We start from the raw sequence: 18,512 nt of genomic DNA on the forward strand, positions 1-18,512 counted from the left end.
CACTCGCCGGTCGAGTAGCCGACAGCATGGAACGCTACGAACCGGAGACCCACGACGGGACGCTGTCCCTCGTCGGTGACGGCGACCGCGTCGAGGTCGGTTCGCTCGACGACGTCGTGGCCGCCGTCGGCGGAGCGACCTACACCATCGAGTACGACGAGCGCCAGCGCAAACAGCCGTGGCTGGACACCGACGACGGGCGACTCGACGTCGACGTTCGGGACGCGGTGACCTCCCTGAAACACACGCCGGAACTGGTCGACGAACTCCGCGACCACGACCTGAGCACCGAGCGGTACGGCCTCCCCGAGCGGACCGTGGTGTTCGCCGATCGGTTCGTCGACATCCTCGAACGGCAGGGAAGAGAGCACGAGTGAGCGCGTCGGCGTCGTCGTGCGGAGCGGGTCGGTCGCCGTTCAGTCGTCGAGTCCGCCGCCCGCGACGTCGACGCTCTCGCCGGTCTCGCCGGCCTCGTAGACGGCGGCGGCGGCCCGGAGGTCGAGGAGGCCGTGCTGGGCGTCGGCGTGTGGCGGTTCGTCGCTGAGCAGGCAGTCCGCGAAGTAGTCGAACTCCTCGGTCATCTGGTTGACCGTCGGAACTCGAATCTCGGCGGTCGTCTCCCCGCGTCGGACGGTCATCGTGCGGGTCTGGTCGGGGTAGAACACCGGTTCGACGTCGATCTCGCCTTCGGTCCCGAGGACCCGGAAGTGACTGGCACGCTGGGCGTTCTGACTCGCGGTACAGCTGCCGTCGGTGCCGTCGTCGAACGTGAACTCGAACCGGGCGTGTTCGTCGGGGACGTCGGCGAACGCCTCGCTCTCGCTCCGGAGTCGAGCACCGACCGACACCGGGTCGGCGTCGAGGACGAACCGGGCGGTGTTGAGCGGGTAGATACCGAGGTCCATCACCGTCGCGCCGTAGCCGGTGAGGTCGGGGTTCAGCCGCCACTGGTCGGGATTCGGGATGACGTCGAGGAGCGGCTGGGACATGTGGCCGTGGACCTGGACGGGCGTGCCGATGTGGCCGCCGGTGACGAGTTCGCGCGCGCGGCGAATCACGGGGTCGGTCTGCATCCGGTAGGCGACCATCAGCGGGATGTCCGCCGCCTCGCTGACCTCGACGACCCGTTCGGCCCGCTCGACGGTCGCTTCCATCGGTTTCTCACAGAGGACGGCCTTCCCGAACTCGGCGGCCGCCTCCACGTACGGGAGGTGGAGCGCGTTCGGCGTGACGACGTAGACGGCGTCGTAGGCGTCGGTCGCCGTCCCGTCGCGGAACTCGTCGTAGGTGAGCGCGTCGGTGACGGTGTCGCTGTCGGCGGCGACCCGTTCGGCCTTCTCGGTCGACCCGCTGACGACGACGGTCGTCTCGCAGAACGTCGAGGACTCGATGGCCGGCATCGCCTCCTCGCGCGTCCACCAGCCGAGGCCGACGAGTGCGAACCGAACCGTCCCCTCCTCGGCGCGTTGCCAGTCCCGTCGATCGAACTCGTCGACCGATAGCTCGATGGTCATACCCTCCCGTGTGACCGTCGCGTACAAATAGCCTCGTGCCTCGGCGTTTCTTCGTGGTGTAGCCGGGTCACCACCGTGCCGTCAGGTACTGCCGTAGGGCGAAGACCCAAGCCGCGAGGTGCCCCCAGCATCGAGCGATGGTTTCGAACTGCCCGCACTGTGAGGGCGTGGTCGAGCGGACCGACCGTGGGGACCTCGTCTGTGGAGCGTGTGGCTTCGTCCCGCCCCACGGCGCGGACTGAACCCGACGCCCCCGAGCGAGCGCCGTCGACCCGTCGTCGGTCGACCGGGAGCGACGCGTCCGTTCCGGGGTTCGACTCCCCGTGTGGACCCGACCGACCGGTCAGCCGAACGACGGCCCCTCGACGGACTCGTCTTCCGCCTCGCGCCAGCTGTGTTCGGGAGTCCATCCAAGTTCCGCGGCGGCCTTCTCGATGGAGAACGCCGACTCCTCGCCGCTCAGGTCACAGGGGGTCGGGAGGTCCCCGCCGGTGACGGCCTCGAACAGCCGTTCGGTCTCGACGCCGACGTAGTTGTCCGCGGCGTGTCCGTGGTACGCCTCGTGGCCGTCGACCGTCGTCCGGACCGAGCGGACGAACAGGTCCGCGAGGTCACGGACGTCGACGTACGACCAGAAGTTCCCGGCTCCGGGAACCTTCGTGCCCGGTTCGACGTCGTCGATATCCACGCGGTTCGTCGCCGCGAGATACTCGCCGGGGTACTGGACCCACGAGGGCCGAATCGACGCGACCTGTACGCCGTACTTCCGCGTGACCGCCTTCGCCACGGCCTCGCCGGCTTCTTTCGACGTTCCGTAGGGGTCCTCCGGGCGCATGGGGTGGGACTCGTCGATGGGGAGGTACTCCGGGAGCAGCAACTCCCCGGAGAACGGGAAGCCGTAGGCGGACTCGCTGGACGCCCACGAGACGCGTGCGCCGACCCGTCCCGCGGCGGTGAGAACGTTGTACGTCGAGAGCGTGTTGTTCTCGAACACCCGGACGCCCGCGTGCTCGGTCGGGTCGGGAATCGCCGCGATGTGGACCACCGCGTCGGGGTCGACGTCCGCCAGCAGGTCGAACGTCTCCCCGGCGTCGGTGAGGTCCGCAGCGAAAAAGCGGACGTTCCCGGCTGCCTCGGTCGGCGTGTGTCGGTCGATACAGACTACCTCGTCGCCGTCCCGTGCGAACCGGTCGACGACCCAGCGGCCGACCCCGCCGAGGCCGCCGGTCACCGCGACGACGTCAGATTGGTCGCTCATCGTCCGCCGTTCGGCCGACTCCGCCATCAATCACCGGGGTCGGACGTCCCCCGAGACACGGGTGCCGGACACTCCCACGGACCACGGGTCGACGTGGGTCGGTTGCCGGTTTCGGTACGGTGAATCGTCCCGTCCCGAAACCCCGTCGTATGACGACGCGTCTCGTCCTCGTCGGCACGGGGAATCAGGGAGAAGCGTGGTGTCGGGAGTTCCTGCCGCCGAACGAGGCCGACGGAACGGTCGACGTCGTCGCGGCCGTCGACCCCGACGCCGACGCCCTCGCCCGTGGCCGCGAACTGCTCGACCTGCCGGAGCGTCGGTGTTACGAGTCCGCAGCGAGCGCGGTCGAGGCCCGCGACGTCGACGCGTTGGCGCTCGTGGTGCCGCCGAGCGTCCGCGAACCGCTCGTCGACCTCGCCGTCGAGGAGGGTCTCGACCTCCTCTGTGAGAAACCGCTCGCCGACACGCTGGAGGCGGCCGTCCGCATCGTCAGGCGAGTCGAGGACGCTGATCTCAGACTGGGTGTGACGATGACCCAACGCTACCGACGGGACGTGACGACGCTCAGACGACGGGTCCGCTCCGGCGAGTACGGCCCGGTCGACAACTGCTACTGTCGCTACGCCATCAACGCCCGCTCGTACGGGACGTGGAAGCCGACCCGCCTCTACGACGTCGAGCACCACCCCATGCTGGTCGAGGGGTCCATCCACCACCTCGACCTGCTCGCCGACGTCGTCGGCGAGCGAGCACGGACCGTCTTCTGTCACGCCTGGAACCCGCCACACTCGGCGTTCGCGGGGACGCCGAACGCGACGGTCCAGGTGGTCACCGAGGGTGAGACGAGCATCACCTACGAGGCGCTGAACACGGTCGCGGCGACGTTCAACGGCTGGGGGAGCGAGCATGTCCGTGTCGACTGTGTCGACGGGACGCTCGCGCTCGACGGCTCCGAACTGCGGGCGTTCCCCTACGACCCCGAGTCGGAGGGGTTCGTCGGGAACACGCGGTTCGAGGCGGGCGAGGCAGTCCCCCTCGACGAGCAGGCGAAGTGGGGCAACGCGTGGCTCGTCGAGCAGTTCGACGACTGGCGAGACGGCGGGGAGCCGATGGCGACCAACGGACGCGACAACCTCCACGCGATGGCGATGGTGTTCGCCGCCATCGAGAGTGCCGAGACGGGCGAAGCGGTCGACGTTCAGTCGGTGCTCGCCGACGCCGAGGACGCCGTAGACCACGCCGAGTGACTCTCTCGTCCGGGCTCTCTGCTCCGCCGACTACCCGTCGTCCCCCTCGTTCCCCTCGATGTCCTCGCGTGGCTCGACGTTGCGCACCGAGGGCGGCCGGCGTTCGTCGCTGACGGGCGTCGCCCACTCGACTGCGTTCGCCAGCACCTGCTGGACGGTCGAATCGTGGTAGATGGGGTGGGTCTCGTGGCCGGGTCGGAAGAAGAAGACGCGGCCGCGTCCGCGCCGCCAGCAACACCCCGAGCGGAACACCTCGCCGCCCTCGAACCACGAGGTGAAGACGACGCTCTCGGGCGTCGGCACGTCGAACGGTTCGCCGTACATCTCGGTCTCGGGGAGTTCGAGACAGTCGTCGAGGCCGGCCGCGATGGGGTGGCCGGGGTCGGTCACCCAGAGCCGTTCGCGCTCGTCGGCCTCCCGCCAGAAGAGACTCCCCGTCGTCCCGAGGAGCGCCCGGAACGGCTTCGAGAGCGTGGCTGAGTGGAGGAACAGGATTCCCATCCCGCCCCGGACGTGGTCGGCGACGCGTTCGACGACCCGGTCGTCGACGGCGTCGTGGGCGATGTGACCCCACCAGACGAGGACGTCGGTGTCGGCGAGGACCGACTCGGGGAGGCCGTGTTCTTCCTCCCCGAGCGTGGCAGTCCGCGTCTCGAAGCCGTGCTCGTCGAGCGCGTCGGCGATGGTTCGGTGGATGCCGTCCGGGTACAGTTCGGCGACTGCCTCGTCGTCCCGTTCGTGGACGAACTCGTTCCAGACCGTGACCGTAGATGGCATACCCGAGCGAAGCGGGTGGGAGAAAAACGGGTTCCCCAACCGGCAATCTTCGGGCCCCCGTCGGCTGGCCGACTGGTCACTCGAAGCCGAACAGTTCCCGTGGCCGGTCGAGCGCGACGTGTTCGGCGAGGTCGGTCGCGTGGGCCATCGGCATCTGCCCGCGCTCGACGTGGCGGCCGAGGACGTTCGCCAGCGTGCGGCGGAACAGCTCGAACCGGGAGTCGAACGAGAGCAGTTTCCGCGAGTCGCTCACCATCCCGGCGTGGTTCGCGAGCAGGTCGACCGACCCGACGTACTCCAACTGCCGTTCCATCCCGATTGGGCTGTCGTTGAACCACCACGCCGGCCCGACGCTGACGTTCGGGAACGCCCGCGCGATGGTGGTGATGGTGGGGTAGTGTGTCGGATCGACGACGTAGAGGACGACGTCCAACTCGCCGTCGAACGCGTTGAGGAAGTGGCGAAGCCCGTCGGCGACGTCCACGTCGTTGGTCGTGACGGTCCCCCCGGCGGCCGAGCCCAGTCGCTCGAACAGGTCGTCGCGGTAGTCTCGCACCGGGCCGACGTGGAGCTGTGTCACCCACCCCTTCTCGGCGTTCAGTTCGCCGACGTACTCCAGGACGAACGCCGCGAAGTCCGCCCGCTCCTCGTCGGTCAGGCCCTCGCCGCGTCGCTCGGCCGCGTAGATACGTTCGGCGCGTCGACGGTCGACCGGTCGGGAGACCGGTTCGCGGACGCTCAGGTCGCTCGCCCGACAGCCGTGGGCGGCGAAGTGGTCGTGGGTCGCCGCCAGGGCATCGAGAAACCCGTCGAGGGCGCTCGTGTCGATGCCGGTGGCCTCGGCGAGTTCGTCGACGAACGCGTCCCACTCTCGGTGACCGACGTGGACGGCGCGGTCGGCCCGCCACGTCGGGAGCACGTCGACCCCCTCGACCTCCTCGGCAGCGCGTTCGTGCAGGTCGAGCGAGGAGGTCGGGTCGTCGGTCGAGCAGACCACCTCGACGCTCATCTCCCTGAGCAACTCCTGTGGCCGCATCTCATCGGACTCCAACTGGCGGGCCGTCTCCGCCCAGATGTCGTCGGCCGTCGCGGCAGAGATGGGCGTCTCGATGCCGAACCGTCGTTTGAGGTCGAGGTGGACCCACTCGTAGGTCGGACTCCCGGCGAGTTCCGGGAACACCTCGGCGAGCGCGGTCCACTTCTCGCGGTTCGAGGCGTCGCCCGTGATTCGCTCCTCGGGGACGCCGCGTGCGCGCATCGCCGCCCAGACGTAGTGGTCGGTGGCTCCCTCGACGGCCCAGACGTCGTTCCAGCCCTCGTTCTCGACCAGTTCGCGGACGTCGAGGTGGCTGTGCGGGTCGAGAATCGGCAGGTCGGCGATACCATCGTAGAGCGTGCGGGCCGCCTCGGTCTCCAGCAGGTAGTCCTCGTCGAGGAAGCTCATGACCGACACCGACGGCCGAGGGCGACAAAAGTGTGGAGGGCGCTCGCCGGTCGTCCGAACGGTTAAGCCGGGCCGCCGTGATATCGCGGTCGTATGCACGAGGGTTCAGCGGACGCAGTGTACAGCGACGAGGCCGCCCCGACGGAGCGACGGGTCGAGGACCTGCTCTCGCGGATGACGCTCGCGGAGAAGGCGGCCCAACTGGGGTCGGTCAACGCCGACCTGCTCCTCGACGAGGACGGCGAACTCGACCGGGAGGCCGCCGAAGAACTGCTGGCCGACGGGATGGGTCACCTGACGCGTATCGGTGGCGAAGGTGGCCTCTCGCCGACCGAGGCCGCGCGGGTCACGAACGAACTGCAGGAGGTCCTCGGGGAGACGCGCCTCGGCGTCCCGGCCATCCCCCACGAGGAGTGTCTGAGCGGCTACATGGGTCCCGAGGCGACGACGTTCCCCCAGTCCATCGGGATGGCGAGCACGTGGTCGCCCGACCTGCTGGCCGAGGTGACGGCGACCATCCGCTCGGAGATGCAGGCCATCGGGACGGTCCACGCGCTCTCGCCCGTCCTCGACGTCGCTCGGGACCTCCGCTGGGGTCGAACGGAGGAGACGTTCGGCGAGGACCCGTACCTCGTCGCGGCGATGGCGTGTGGCTACGTCTCGGGACTGCAAGGTGACGGACTCGCCGACGGTATCTCCGCGACGCTGAAACACTTCGTCGGTCACGGCGCGACCGAGGGCGGGAAGAACCGCGCGTCGGTCCACCTCGGCGAGCGCGAACTCCGCGAGACACACCTGTTCCCCTACGAAGCCGCCATCCGGACGCAGGGCGCTGAGTCCGTCATGAACGCCTACCACGACATCGACGGCCTCCCGTGTGCCAGCTCCGAACGCCTGCTGACCGACGTGCTCCGCGGGGAGTGTGGCTTCGACGGGACGGTCGTCTCCGACTACTACAGCGTCGACTTCCTCCGCGAGGAACACGGCGTCACCGACTCCGACCGCGAGTCCGGCGTCGCCGCCCTCGAAGCCGGCATCGACGTCGAACTGCCGGCGACCGACTGCTACGGCGAGCACCTCGTCACGGCCGTCGAGGCGGGCGAACTCGCCGAGTCGACGCTCGACACGGCCGTCCGCCGCGTCCTTCGGACGAAGTTCGAGAAGGGCGTCGTCGACGACCCGACGGTCGACGCCGAGGCGGCCGCCGACGCGTTCCACACCGACGCCGCCACCGACCTCACCACCCGTGCGGCCCGCGAGTCGATGGTCCTCCTCAAGAACGACGACCGACTCCCGCTCGACGAGTCGACGCTGGGGTCGGTCGCCGTCGTCGGACCGAAAGCCGACGACGGAGCCGAACTGATGGGCGACTACGCCTACGCCGCCCACTACCCCGAGAAGGAGGTCGCCACCACCGCGACCACGCCGCTCGACGCCATCGAGGCACGTGCTGAGGGGTTCGAGGTGACCTACGAGACTGGCTGTACGACGACCGGTTCGAGCACAGACGGGTTCGACGCGGCCGCCGAGGCAGCCACGGCCGCCGACGTCACGCTCGCGTTCGTCGGGGCGCGCTCGGCCGTCGACCTCTCGGAGCACGACGTCGATCCGAGCGAGAACCCCCACCTGACGACCAGTGGCGAGGGCGCGGACGTCACCGACCTCGGCCTCCCCGGCGTCCAGCAGGACCTGCTCGAACGCCTCCACGGGACCGAGACGCCGCTGGTCGTCGTGGTCGTCAGCGGCAAGCCCCACGCCGTCACGTGGGCCGACGACCACGCCGCGGCGGTCCTGCAGGCGTGGCTCCCCGGCGAGGAGGGGGGGACCGCCATCGCGGACGTGCTGTTCGGCGACCACAACCCCGGCGGCCACCTCCCCATCTCGGTCGCACGGTCGGTCGGCCAACTGCCGGTCTACTACAGTCGCCGCCCCAACTCGGCGACCAAGGAACACGTCTACACCGACAGCACGCCGCTCTACCCGTTCGGCTACGGGCTGAGCTACACCGAGTTCGAGTACGGCGACCTCACGCTCGACGACGACAGCCTCGACCCGGCGGGGTCCGTCTCGGCGACGGTCGAAGTGACGAACACCGGTGACCGCGCCGGCAGCGACGTGGTTCAGTTGTACGCCCGCGCCGAATCGCCCGACCAGGCCCGACCGGTGCAGGAACTCGTCGGGTTCGAGCGCGTCTCCCTCGACGCCGGCGACTCCGTCGCCGTCACGTTCGAGGTGGACGCGACACAGCTGGCGTACCACGACCGGGAGATGAACCTCACCGTCCACGAGGGGCCGTACGAACTCCGCATCGGCCACTCGGCGGCGGACGTGACGACGACCGCGTCGCTCGCCGTCACCGACTCGAAGGTCGTCCCCCGGACCGGCCGGACGTACTTCGCGGGGACGACGGTCGACTCTTCGTAGTCGCGCCCCCTCGTCGGCGTCCCGCGGCGTTCGGGGCCGTCCGTGGACAGACGGTTTCTCCGGAAGCGTAAGAGTCGTGTACCGGTGGGGCAATGCGTCGGACGTGACCAGTCAGCAGCAGAACTACGTGGGCGGAGCCTGGACCGACTCCGACACGGGTGAGACGTTCGAGAGTACCGACCCCACAGCACCGGACGAGGTGGTCGCCGAGTACCAGCACTCCGACGAGTCCGACGTCGCGGCCGCCGTCGACGCGGCCGCCGGCGCACGGGAGGAGTGGGCGAACACCCCTGCCCCGCAGCGCGGGGCCATCCTCCGCGAGGCGGCGAGCGAACTCGCCGACCGGAAAGAGGAACTGACCGAACTCCTGACCCGCGAGGAAGGGAAGACTCACGCCGAAGCGGGCGGCGAGGTACAGCGTGCCATCGACATCTTCTACTACTACGCGGAGAAGACCCGTGACCTCGGTGGCACGCGGAAGTCCGCGAGTGGCGGCGGGACCGACCTCTACACCGTCAGCCAACCCGTCGGCGTCGCGGCGCTCGTCACGCCGTGGAACTACCCCATCGCCATCCCGGCGTGGAAGCTCGCCCCGGCACTCGCCGCCGGGAACACGGCGGTCCTGAAACCCGCCGAGGACGCGCCGGGGACCGCACTCGCCATCGTCGGCGCGCTCGACGAGGCTGGCCTTCCCGACGGTGTCGCCAACGTCGTCACCGGCTTCGGTGACGTCGGAGCAGCGCTCGTCGAGCACGACGACGTCGACCTCGTCTCGTTCACCGGCTCGGCGGAGGTCGGCCACGAGGTCTACGAGACGGCCACCGCGGACGGCAAGCGCGCGCAGTGTGAGATGGGCGGGAAGAACGCGACCGTCGTCGCCGAGAGCGCCGCCGTCGAAGAGGCCGCCGACATCGTCGCCAACGGCGCGTTCGGCGTGACCGGACAGGCGTGTACCGCCTGCTCTCGCGCCATCGTCCACGAGTCGGTCCACGACGAGTTCGTGGAGGCGGTCGTCGCCCGCGCCGAGGCCATCGACGTCGGTCCCGGCGACGAGTACGACATGGGGCCGCAGGTGAGCGAGAGCGAACTACAGGGGACGCTCGACTACGTCGACGTCGCCCAGGAGGAAGGGGCGACCCTGGAGACCGGCGGCGGGAAGCCAGAGGGCGACCGGTTCGGCGACGGCTACTACGTCGAACCGACCGTCTTCACCGACGTCGAGAGCGACTACCGCATCGCCCAGGAGGAGGTGTTCGGTCCCGTCCTCGCCGTCGTCGAGGTGAGCGACTTCGAGGAGGCACTCGCCACCGCGAACGACTCCCAGTACGGTCTCTCCGCGAGCGTCGTCACGGCCGACCACGGCGAGGCCGAGCGGTTCGTCACCGAGGTCGAAGCGGGCGTGGCGAAGGTGAACGCGAAGACGACCGGTCTCGAACTGCACGTCCCGTTCGGCGGGTTCAAACAGTCCTCGACGGAGACGTGGCGCGAACAGGGTGACGCGGGACTCGACTTCTACACCATCGATCGGACCGTCTACGACGCGTTCTGAAGGACGCGGGCGGTCGTCGACGCCCCCTACGCTTAGGTCGTCACGGACGGAACTACGGACGATGCAGTACCGCAACCCGGTGCTTCCGGGCACACACCCCGACCCGACGGTCTGCCGCGTCGGCGAGGACTACTACCTCGCGACGAGTTCGTTCGAGTACTTCCCCGGCGTACCGCTCTATCACAGCACCGACCTCGTCTCGTGGACGCACGTCGGCCACTGTCTCACGCGCGAGTCCCAACTCGACGTGACCGACACCGACTCGTCGGACGGCATCTACGCGCCGACGCTCCGCCACCACGACGGCACGTTCTACCTCGTCACGACGTTCGTCGGCGGTGGTGGGCACTTCGTCGTCACCGCCGAGGAGCCGACCGGCGAGTGGTCCGAGCCGACCTCCCTCGACGCGCCGGGGTTCGACCCGGACCTGTTCTTCGACGACGGCACGGTGTATCTCTCGTACGCGCACGGGCCGACGCTCGCCGAGACGACGGTCCACGTCGCACCGGTCGACCTCGACACCGGTGCAGTCGGCGACTCTCGGACGCTCTGGGAGGGTATCGAGGGGACGTTCTGTGAGGCCCCACACCTCTACGAGGTCGACGGGACGTACTACCTGCTCACCGCGGAGGGGGGCACCCACACGAACCACATGGTCGTCGCCGCTCGTGGGGACTCCCCGACGGGGCCGTTCGAGCCGTGTCCACACAATCCGATCCTCTCCCACCGTGGCCACCCGATGCACCCGGTCAGCGCGGCGGGGCACGGTGACCTCGTCGACGCGCCCGACGGGTCGTGGTGGCTCGTCTTCCTCGGCGTCCGACAGCAGGGGGGCCACCCCGGCTGGCACCACCTCGGCCGGGAGACGTTCCTCGCCCCCGTCGACTGGCGAGACGGGTGGCCCGTCGTCGCCGCCGGCGGGCCGGTCGACCTCGTGGTAGATGTCGAGTCGCTGCCCGGCGACGGTGGTTCTCCCGAACCGTCCGCTCCCGCCCGCGAGACCCACGAAACGTTCGACGGCGAGACGCTCGACGGCGCGTTCGAGTTCCGCCGGAACCCCGCCGAGGGGGCGTACTCGCTGGACGACGAATCGTTGACGCTCCGACCTCGGACCGCGTCGCTCGACGACCGTGGCGCGACGTTCGTCGGCCGTCGACAGGCACACTTCGACTGTCGGTGCTCGGTCCACCTCGCGTTCGACCCTGCCCCCGGCGAAGAGGCCGGTCTCGCGCTCGTCGCGGACGAACGGCACCACTACGAGGTCGGTCTCCGGGGTCGTGAGAACGGCTCCGTCGCGCTCGTTCGCCGTCGCGTCGGTGACGTGACCGCCGTCGCGGCCGAACGGCGAGTCGACGGTGAGACGTTCGAACTGACCGTCGACGCCACGCCGACCAGCTACCGGTTCGCGGTCGAAGCCGGTGGCGGCGGCGAGACGGCACGCGACGGGCCGTTGGCGACGGCGGCCCCCCGGTATCTCGCCACCGAGGTCACCGGACTGTTCACCGGCGTCTACGTCGGTCCGTACGTCGTCGCTCGAACCGGGAGTTCGGACCACGAAGAACCGACTGCGGCTCACGTCGAACGGTTCCGCTACGAACCGACGGAGCCCTGAGCGGTCGTCGGCGCTCGTCGCTCTCGACGCCTCTCCGTGTCGATGGGAAACGTGATATACTCCGACACAGTTGTGCAAACCGTATGCCCGACTACCGGCAGCTACGCGACCCGAACGCAGAGTACACGATGCGTGACCTCTCGGCCGAGACGATGGGTGTCAGGGCGAAACGAGGTGGCGGTCGTGACGTCGAGATAACGGACGTCCAGACGACGCTCGTCGACGGGAACTACCCCTGGATCCTCGTGCGCGTCTACACGGACGCCGGCCTCGTCGGCACGGGCGAGTCCTACTGGGGCGGCGGCGACGCCGAGATCATCGAGCGGATGGCCCCGTTCCTCGTCGGTGAGAACCCGCTCGACATCGACCGCCTGTACGAACACCTCGTCCAGAAGATGTCCGGCGAGGGCTCCATCTCCGGGAAGGTCGTCTCCGGCATCTCCGGTATCGAGATCGCGCTCCACGACGTCGCCGGGAAGATCCTCGACGTCCCCGCCTACCAGCTGGTCGGCGGGAAGTACCGCGACGAGGTCCGCATCTACTGTGACTGCCACGCCGGCGACGAGTCCGAACCCGAGTCGAACGCCCGCGAGGCGAAACGCGTCGTCGAGGACCTGGGCTACGACGCGCTCAAGTTCGACCTCGACGTCCCGTCGGGCCACGAGAAGGACCGTGCGAACCGCCACCTGCGCGGCCCCGAGGTCCAGCACAAGGTCGATATCGTCGAGGCCGTCTGCGAGGAGGTCGGCGACCGGGCGGACGTCGCGTTCGACTGTCACTGGTCGTTCTCCGCAGGGAGCGCCAAGCGCCTCGCCCGCGAACTGGAGGAGTACGACGTCTGGTGGCTCGAAGACCCGGTTCCCCCCGAGAACCACGACGTCCAGCGTGAGGTCACCCAGTCGACGGTGACGCCCATCGTCGCCGGGGAGAACGTCTACCGGAAACACGGTCAGCGTCGGCTGCTCGAAGAGCAGGCCGTGGACATCGTCGCGCCGGACCTCCCGCGAGTCGGCGGGATGCGCGAGACGCGGAAGATAGCCGACGTGGCCGACACCTACTACATCCCCGTGGCGATGCACAACGTCGCCTCGCCCATCGGGACGATGGCGAGCGCGCACGTCGCCGCCGCGATTCCGAACTCGCTGGCCGTCGAGTACCACTCCTACCAGCTGGGCTGGTGGGCGGACCTCGTCGAGGAGTCCGGCCTCATCGAGGACGGACGGATGGCCGTGCCCGAGGAGCCGGGCCTCGGTCTCACGCTCGACCTGGACGCCGTCGCCGAGCACATGGTCGAAGGTGAGAGTCTGTTCGACGAGGCGTGAGCCTCGTCGAGTGGATACGTACACCGCAGCGACCGACTGAGTGACACCACGGCGGGCCAGCCGACGGTCCGCACAGCCGACGGCTCGTCGACCGTCCCGTCGGCTCGACGGTAGCCGTCAGATAGAGCTAAGGACGAGCGACCGGACTGCTCGGGTGTCCATGGTCAGCGAGTCCACACCAGCGGTGAGCGTCGAAGACAGATCAGCCGTCGTCATCGGCGGGTCGAGCGGTATCGGTCGAGCCATCGCCCTCGCGTTCGCCGAGGGCGGAGCCGACGTCGTGGCGACGAGTCGCTCCGAGAACCGCGTCGAGCAGGTCACCGGGGAACTCCGCGAACGCGGTGCGACGACGACGGCGGTCACCTGTGACGTCACCGACCGCGAGTCCGTCGAGGAACTGTGTGCCGTCGCCGAGGAGACCCTCGACACGGTCGACGTGCTCGTCAACTCCGCGGGGTCGGTCGCCCAGTCGTCGGTCACGGAGATGAGCGAGACCGAGTGGGACCGCGATATCGCCGTCGACCTCACCGGCGTCTTCCGGGCGTGTCAGGTGTTCGGCCGTGCGATGACCGAGGGGAGCATCGTCAACATCTCCTCGATGTCGGCCGGGCAAGCCCGCGAGGAGCGCCCCGCCTACTGTGCGGCGAAAGCCGGCGTCGAGGGGCTCACCCGCGCGGCCGCCGCCGATCTCGGCCCCGAGATTCGCGTCAACGCGGTCGCTCCCGGGTTCGTCAAGACCGAGATGGCCGGGCCGAAACTCGACGACGGGTCGGCGTTCCGCGAGACGGTCGACGAACGGACGCCGATGGAGCGCGTTGCGACGCCGGAAGAGGTGGCCGGGTCGGTCGTCTACCTCGCCAGCGACGCCGCCTCGTTCACCACAGGGGAGGTGCTGACCGTCGACGGCGGCTACGACGTCAGTGCCCAGTGACCGCGTGACGGACGGCGAGTCCGCCCCTGGCGAACCGTTCAGGAGTGGCCGATGACGGGTTTCGGCTCGTAGGGCTCTTCGAGGTACGCCACGTCCGACTCGGAGAGGTCGACGTCCAACGCTTCGACGGCCTCTTCGAGGTGCTGGACGCTCGTCGTCCCGACGATGGGGGCGTCGACCCACTCCTTCGAGAACAGCCACGCGAGCGAGAGCTGTGCCATCGTCACGCCGTACTCCTCGGCGAGTTCCTCGACGCGTTCGTTCACCGTCTCGCCACCGGCCCGCCCGTACTCGGGCGTCGGGTTGTGGACGTTCGACGGGTCCGAGCGGGTCGTCGTCTCCAGGTCCTCGTGCGGGCGGGCGAGGTAGCCCTGACCGAGCGGTCCCCACGGGACGACGCCGATAGCTTCCCGCTCGCAGAGCGGCAGCATCTCGCGTTCTTCCTCGCGGTAGGCGACGTTGTAGTGGTTCTGCATCGTGGCGAAGCGTTCGAGATGCTCGACCTCGCTGGTGTGGAGTGCCTCGGCGAACTGGTAGGCCCACATCGATGACGCGCCGAGGTATCGGACCTTCCCCCGGCGGACCGCGTCGTCGAGCGCCCGCAGCGTCTCCTCGATGGGCGTGTCGTCGTCCCAGCGGTGAATCTGGTAGAGGTCGACACAGTCCATCCCGAGTCGGTCGAGGGAGTTGTCCAGTTCCTGCTCGACGGTCTTCCGGGAGAGTCCCGACCGATTGGGGCCGTCCTCGACCGGGAAGAACACCTTCGTCGCGACCACCTGTTCGTCGCGGTCGTACGCCGAGAGCGCGTCACCGAGGATGCGTTCGCTCTCGCCACCGGAGTAGGCGTTCGCCGTATCGAAGAAGTTGATTCCGAGGTCGACGGCGCGGTCGACGATCTCGTCGGCGTCCTCGCCCTCTAGCATCCACGGTTCGCCGTCGCCGAAGCTCATACAGCCCAGACAGATGCGCGAGACCTCCATGCCAGTCTCGCCGAGCGTCGTGTACTCCATCGAACCGGCAGTCGTGGGGGACCGACAGTTGTGTTCGTTATTCGGCAACAATCGCTCCTTCTCTGGCAGAACTGGGGGCGTTCGGGAAGGACTATGCCACGAGACCACCAACCGTCGACCGACCACGCAATGCCCGACGGCGACGAACTCGACGCGGACGCGCTGGAGTACCACCGAGCGGCCCCTCCGGGGAAACTCGAACTCGCGACCACGAAACCGACCAGTTCACAACGAGACCTCTCGCTGGCGTACTCACCGGGCGTCGCTGCACCGTGTCTCGAAATCGCCGCCGACCCCGACGAGGCGTACAGCTACACCGCGAAGGGCAACCTCGTGGGCGTCGTCTCGACGGGGAGCGCCGTGCTGGGCCTCGGGGACATCGGCGCGCAGGCGTCGAAACCCGTCATGGAGGGGAAGGGCGTGCTGTTCAAGCGCTTCGCCGACATCGACGTGTTCGACGTCGAACTCGACCAACCGGACGTCGACGCGTTCGTCGAGACCGTCGCGGCGATGGAGCCGACGTTCGGCGGCGTCAACCTCGAAGACATCAGCGCGCCGGAGTGCTTCGAGATCGAAGCGCGGCTTCGAGAGCGGATGGACGTCCCGGTGTTCCACGACGACCAGCACGGCACCGCCATCATCTCCGGGGCCGCGCTCCTCAACGCGATGGCGGTCGTCGACAAAGACCTCGCCGACCTCCGCGTGACGTTCGCAGGGGCCGGTGCTGCGGCGACGGCGACCGCCGAGTTCTACACCCACCTCGGCGTCGCCCCCGAGAACGTCACGATGTGCGACATCGACGGCATCCTCACGAGCGAGCGAGCGGGCCTGAACGACCGCGTGCGGCCGTTCGCGGCCGAGGAGGGAGGAGACCTCGCCGACGCCGTCGCGGGTGCGGACGTGCTCGTCGGCCTCTCGGTCGGCGGCATCGTCTCCCCGGAGATGATTCGGTCGATGGCCGAAGACCCGGTCGTCTTCGCCATGGCGAACCCGGACCCCGAGATCACCTACGAGGACGCCAAGGCGGCCCGCGACGACACTGTCGTCATGGCGACGGGGCGCTCTGACTACCCGAATCAGGTCAACAACGTGCTCGGGTTCCCGTTCATCTTCCGCGGCGCGCTCGACGTCCGTGCGACCGACATCGACGAGGGCATGAAGGTAGCCGCGGCGGAGGCGCTCGCTGACCTCGCCCGGCAGGACGTCCCCGACGCCGTCGTCGAGGCCTACGGCGACCAGCCACTCCAGTTCGGTCCCGAGTACATCATCCCGAAACCGCTCGACCCGCGTGTCCTGCTGGAGGTCGCGCCCGCCGTCGCCCGCGCCGCGATGGACTCCGGTGTCGCCCGACGGACCGTCGACCTCGACGCCTACGTCGGCCGACTGGAGGCCCGTCTGGGCAAGGACCGCGAACTGATGCGCATCGTCCGCGGGAAGGCGAAGGCGGACCCCAAGCGCGTCGTCCTCGCCGAAGGCGACGACGAGAAGACGGTCCGTGCGGCCTACCAACTCCAGCAACAGGGCATCGCCGTCCCGATTCTCGTCGGCGACGGGGAGACCATCGACCGGACGAGGACGCGACTCGGTCTCGACTTCGACCCGCGGGTGGTCGACCCCGACGAGACCGACCTCGAACCGTACGCCGAGCGACTCTACGAACTGCGCAGACGCAAGGGCGTCACGCGCCGCGAGGCCAGGAAACTCGTCGAGGACGGCGACTACCTCGCCAGCGTCATGGTCGAGACGGGTGACGCCGACGCGATGCTCACCGGCCTGACGAACCACTACCCCTCGGCGCTCCGCCCGCCGTTGCAGGTCGTCGGCACCGCACCTGACGTCGACTACGCCGCCGGCGTCTACCTGCTGACCGTCGGCTCCCGCGTCGTGTTCTGTGCGGACGCGACGGTCAATCAGGACCCCGACGAGGCGGTGCTCGCCGAAGTGACGAAACAGACCGCGAAACTCGCCGGTCGGTTCGACGTCGACCCGCGCGCGGCGCTGCTGTCGTACTCGGATTTCGGCAGCGTCGACACCGACGGGTCCCGGAAGCCACGGCGAGCCGCCGAACTGCTCCGTTCGGACCCGGAGGCGGACTTCCCGGTCGACGGGGAGATGCAGGCCGACACCGCCGTCGTCGAGGAGATGCTCGACGGCACCTACTCCTTCTCGGACCTCGACGAACCGGCGAACGTGCTGGTCTTCCCGAACCTCGAAGCGGGCAACATCGGTTACAAACTCCTCCAGCGTCTCGGCGGCGCGGAGGCTATCGGCCCGATGCTCGTCGGCATGGACCGGCCCGTCCACGTCCTCCAGCGTGGCGACGACGTGCGCGACGTCGTCAACCTCGCGGCCGTCGCGGTGTCGGACGTCTGAGCCCGGTCGGCCACGCCGAACCAGTTCGTGTCGGTGCTCCGACCGAAGTCGTCGAGATGTCGCTCTCACAAGGCGTGACCGTGACCGAGTCAGCGATCATCGTCGGCGATGGCCGTGTCGGTCGGCACACTGCGACCCAACTCATCGACCACGGCTACACGGTGACCGTCGTCGAGCGTGACGCGGAGAAGTGTGAACGACTGGCGAACGAGCAGGTCGGGCGCGTCGTGTAGGGCGACGGCGCAGAGCGCGAGGTGCTTGAGGGGGTGAGTATCGGCGAGACGGACGTCGTCGCCGCGCTCACCGACGACAGTCGGACGAACGTCGTCGCGTGTGGGGTCGCCGGGAACTCGCGCCCGAGATTCGGACCCTCGCGCGCGTCGCCCACGACGGGGAACAGGACTACCAGCACCTCACCGACGTCGACGAGGTGGTCTCCCCGGCCGCCGCCGGGGCGGACGTCGCCGTCAATCACCTGCTCGGTCGGTGACGCTGCCGTCTCGCGGCACCCGCTCGGTCGACGTTCCTCCCCGGCATGACCGGCGAGCCTCACACGGGGAGTTTTATCAACGGCCGTTGCTAACACCGGACATGGACCGTGGACTGGTCGTCGTCGACCACACCGAGTCGCACCGAGAACTCCTCACGGAGGCCGCCGAGCACGCTGCCGGGGCCGACGCCGAACTGGTCCTGCTGACCACGATGACCGAAGCGGAGTACGAGGAGAAGGCTCGTGACCTGGAGACCATCGGGTCGGTGGAGAACGTCACCTACAGTAGCGGCGAGATTCTCGACGGCGTGGCGGCCCGGACCCGCGAGTTCGCCGCCGGAGCGCTCGGCGACGTCTCCACCGAGGTCGTCGCGCGGGTCGCCGACGACGGCGACCTGGCGAACGCCGTCATCACCACCGCCGAGGACCACGACTGCGACCACGTCTTCCTGCTCGGTCGGCGGCGGTCGCCGACGGGGAAGGCCGTGTTCGGTGACGTCGCCCAGCAGGTCGTCCTGAACTTCGACGGGTTCGTCACCGTGTCGACGCAGTGAGCGGGGC

The 18,512-nt window shown here is 69.0% G+C and carries 16 protein-coding genes; 11 read left to right on the plus strand and 5 right to left on the minus strand.

What is annotated here, in order from left to right; all coding sequences use genetic code 11:
- Positions 1 to 26: 26 nt before the first annotated feature.
- The gene (locus tag GQS65_RS03040) at positions 27 to 377 is read left to right on the plus strand and encodes a hypothetical protein (protein ID WP_158203197.1); all 351 of its coding nucleotides are present in this window, start codon (positions 27 to 29) and stop codon (positions 375 to 377) included.
- Between the two features lie 39 nt (positions 378 to 416).
- Here GQS65_RS03040 and gfo6 read toward each other — a convergent pair whose 3' ends face one another.
- A complete protein-coding gene (gene gfo6 / locus GQS65_RS03045; RefSeq protein WP_158203198.1) occupies positions 417 to 1,514 on the minus strand; it encodes a D-xylose 1-dehydrogenase Gfo6 in 1,098 nt (365 codons plus the stop codon).
- Positions 1,515 to 1,857: 343 nt separating this feature from the next.
- Entirely contained in the window at positions 1,858 to 2,772 is a 915-nt protein-coding gene (locus GQS65_RS03050; RefSeq protein WP_158203199.1) for an NAD-dependent epimerase/dehydratase family protein, read from the minus strand.
- 149 nt (positions 2,773 to 2,921) lie between these two features.
- Between GQS65_RS03050 and GQS65_RS03055 the strand changes: the two genes are divergently transcribed.
- Positions 2,922 to 4,019: a Gfo/Idh/MocA family protein gene (locus GQS65_RS03055; RefSeq protein ID WP_158203200.1), complete on the plus strand. Its 1,098-nt coding sequence runs from the start codon at positions 2,922 to 2,924 to the stop codon at positions 4,017 to 4,019.
- 30 nt (positions 4,020 to 4,049) lie between these two features.
- Here the strand turns inward: GQS65_RS03055 and GQS65_RS03060 are convergent, their stop codons facing one another.
- Together GQS65_RS03060 and uxaC are read right to left on the minus strand one after the other, a co-directional pair.
- Complete coding sequence (locus GQS65_RS03060; RefSeq protein ID WP_158203201.1) at positions 4,050 to 4,796, minus strand: ThuA domain-containing protein; 747 nt, start codon at positions 4,794 to 4,796, stop codon at positions 4,050 to 4,052.
- Between the two features lie 76 nt (positions 4,797 to 4,872).
- Complete coding sequence (gene uxaC, locus GQS65_RS03065) at positions 4,873 to 6,240, minus strand: glucuronate isomerase (protein ID WP_158203202.1); 1,368 nt, start codon at positions 6,238 to 6,240, stop codon at positions 4,873 to 4,875.
- Between the two features lie 93 nt (positions 6,241 to 6,333).
- Between uxaC and GQS65_RS03070 the strand changes: the two genes are divergently transcribed.
- From GQS65_RS03070 to GQS65_RS03090, 5 genes are all read left to right on the plus strand, one after another.
- Positions 6,334 to 8,664, plus strand: a complete 2,331-nt coding sequence (locus tag GQS65_RS03070) for a glycoside hydrolase family 3 N-terminal domain-containing protein (RefSeq protein WP_368279781.1) — start codon at positions 6,334 to 6,336, stop codon at positions 8,662 to 8,664.
- A 103-nt stretch (positions 8,665 to 8,767) separates the two neighbouring features.
- Positions 8,768 to 10,213, plus strand: a complete 1,446-nt coding sequence (xacF, locus tag GQS65_RS03075; RefSeq protein WP_368279782.1) for a 2,5-dioxovalerate dehydrogenase — start codon at positions 8,768 to 8,770, stop codon at positions 10,211 to 10,213.
- A 61-nt stretch (positions 10,214 to 10,274) separates the two neighbouring features.
- The gene (locus GQS65_RS03080) at positions 10,275 to 11,825 is read left to right on the plus strand and encodes a glycoside hydrolase family 43 protein (protein WP_158203203.1); all 1,551 of its coding nucleotides are present in this window, start codon (positions 10,275 to 10,277) and stop codon (positions 11,823 to 11,825) included.
- Positions 11,826 to 11,908: 83 nt separating this feature from the next.
- A complete protein-coding gene (locus GQS65_RS03085) occupies positions 11,909 to 13,147 on the plus strand; it encodes a mandelate racemase/muconate lactonizing enzyme family protein (RefSeq protein WP_158203204.1) in 1,239 nt (412 codons plus the stop codon).
- 160 nt (positions 13,148 to 13,307) lie between these two features.
- A complete protein-coding gene (locus GQS65_RS03090) occupies positions 13,308 to 14,078 on the plus strand; it encodes an SDR family NAD(P)-dependent oxidoreductase (protein WP_158203205.1) in 771 nt (256 codons plus the stop codon).
- Positions 14,079 to 14,116: 38 nt separating this feature from the next.
- Here the strand turns inward: GQS65_RS03090 and GQS65_RS03095 are convergent, their stop codons facing one another.
- Positions 14,117 to 15,088, minus strand: a complete 972-nt coding sequence (locus GQS65_RS03095) for an aldo/keto reductase (RefSeq protein ID WP_158203206.1) — start codon at positions 15,086 to 15,088, stop codon at positions 14,117 to 14,119.
- Between the two features lie 129 nt (positions 15,089 to 15,217).
- On the opposite strand from GQS65_RS03095, the gene GQS65_RS03100 reads away from it, so the two are divergent.
- The 4 genes from GQS65_RS03100 (at position 15,218) to GQS65_RS03115 (ending at position 18,505) form a co-directional block, all read left to right on the plus strand.
- Complete coding sequence (locus GQS65_RS03100; protein ID WP_158203207.1) at positions 15,218 to 17,461, plus strand: NADP-dependent malic enzyme; 2,244 nt, start codon at positions 15,218 to 15,220, stop codon at positions 17,459 to 17,461.
- Positions 17,462 to 17,541: 80 nt separating this feature from the next.
- The gene (locus tag GQS65_RS03105) at positions 17,542 to 17,694 is read left to right on the plus strand and encodes an NAD-binding protein (protein WP_158203208.1); all 153 of its coding nucleotides are present in this window, start codon (positions 17,542 to 17,544) and stop codon (positions 17,692 to 17,694) included.
- 98 nt (positions 17,695 to 17,792) lie between these two features.
- Entirely contained in the window at positions 17,793 to 17,951 is a 159-nt protein-coding gene (locus GQS65_RS03110; RefSeq protein WP_158203209.1) for a hypothetical protein, read from the plus strand.
- A 101-nt stretch (positions 17,952 to 18,052) separates the two neighbouring features.
- On the plus strand, positions 18,053 to 18,505 hold the full coding sequence (locus GQS65_RS03115) for a universal stress protein (protein WP_158203210.1): 453 nt from the start codon (positions 18,053 to 18,055) through the stop codon (positions 18,503 to 18,505).
- The last annotated feature ends 7 nt before the right edge of the window (positions 18,506 to 18,512 follow it).

Source organism: Halomarina oriensis, from assembly GCF_009791395.1.
Taxonomy (GTDB): domain Archaea; phylum Halobacteriota; class Halobacteria; order Halobacteriales; family Haloarculaceae; genus Halomarina; species Halomarina oriensis.

What these genes read in the sequence shown, in the direction of transcription:
- GQS65_RS03040 (WP_158203197.1), top strand. Translation starts at nt 27, where the DNA reads ATGGAACGCTACGAACCGGAGACCCACGACGGGACGCTGTCCCTCGTC.
- gfo6 (WP_158203198.1), bottom strand. Translation starts at nt 1,514, where the DNA reads ATGACCATCGAGCTATCGGTCGACGAGTTCGATCGACGGGACTGGCAA.
- GQS65_RS03050 (WP_158203199.1), bottom strand. Translation starts at nt 2,772, where the DNA reads ATGAGCGACCAATCTGACGTCGTCGCGGTGACCGGCGGCCTCGGCGGG.
- GQS65_RS03055 (WP_158203200.1), top strand. Translation starts at nt 2,922, where the DNA reads ATGACGACGCGTCTCGTCCTCGTCGGCACGGGGAATCAGGGAGAAGCG.
- GQS65_RS03060 (WP_158203201.1), bottom strand. Translation starts at nt 4,796, where the DNA reads ATGCCATCTACGGTCACGGTCTGGAACGAGTTCGTCCACGAACGGGAC.
- uxaC (WP_158203202.1), bottom strand. Translation starts at nt 6,240, where the DNA reads ATGAGCTTCCTCGACGAGGACTACCTGCTGGAGACCGAGGCGGCCCGC.
- GQS65_RS03070 (WP_368279781.1), top strand. Translation starts at nt 6,334, where the DNA reads ATGCACGAGGGTTCAGCGGACGCAGTGTACAGCGACGAGGCCGCCCCG.
- GQS65_RS03080 (WP_158203203.1), top strand. Translation starts at nt 10,275, where the DNA reads ATGCAGTACCGCAACCCGGTGCTTCCGGGCACACACCCCGACCCGACG.
- GQS65_RS03085 (WP_158203204.1), top strand. Translation starts at nt 11,909, where the DNA reads ATGCCCGACTACCGGCAGCTACGCGACCCGAACGCAGAGTACACGATG.
- GQS65_RS03090 (WP_158203205.1), top strand. Translation starts at nt 13,308, where the DNA reads ATGGTCAGCGAGTCCACACCAGCGGTGAGCGTCGAAGACAGATCAGCC.
- GQS65_RS03095 (WP_158203206.1), bottom strand. Translation starts at nt 15,088, where the DNA reads ATGGAGTACACGACGCTCGGCGAGACTGGCATGGAGGTCTCGCGCATC.
- GQS65_RS03100 (WP_158203207.1), top strand. Translation starts at nt 15,218, where the DNA reads ATGCCCGACGGCGACGAACTCGACGCGGACGCGCTGGAGTACCACCGA.
- GQS65_RS03115 (WP_158203210.1), top strand. Translation starts at nt 18,053, where the DNA reads ATGGACCGTGGACTGGTCGTCGTCGACCACACCGAGTCGCACCGAGAA.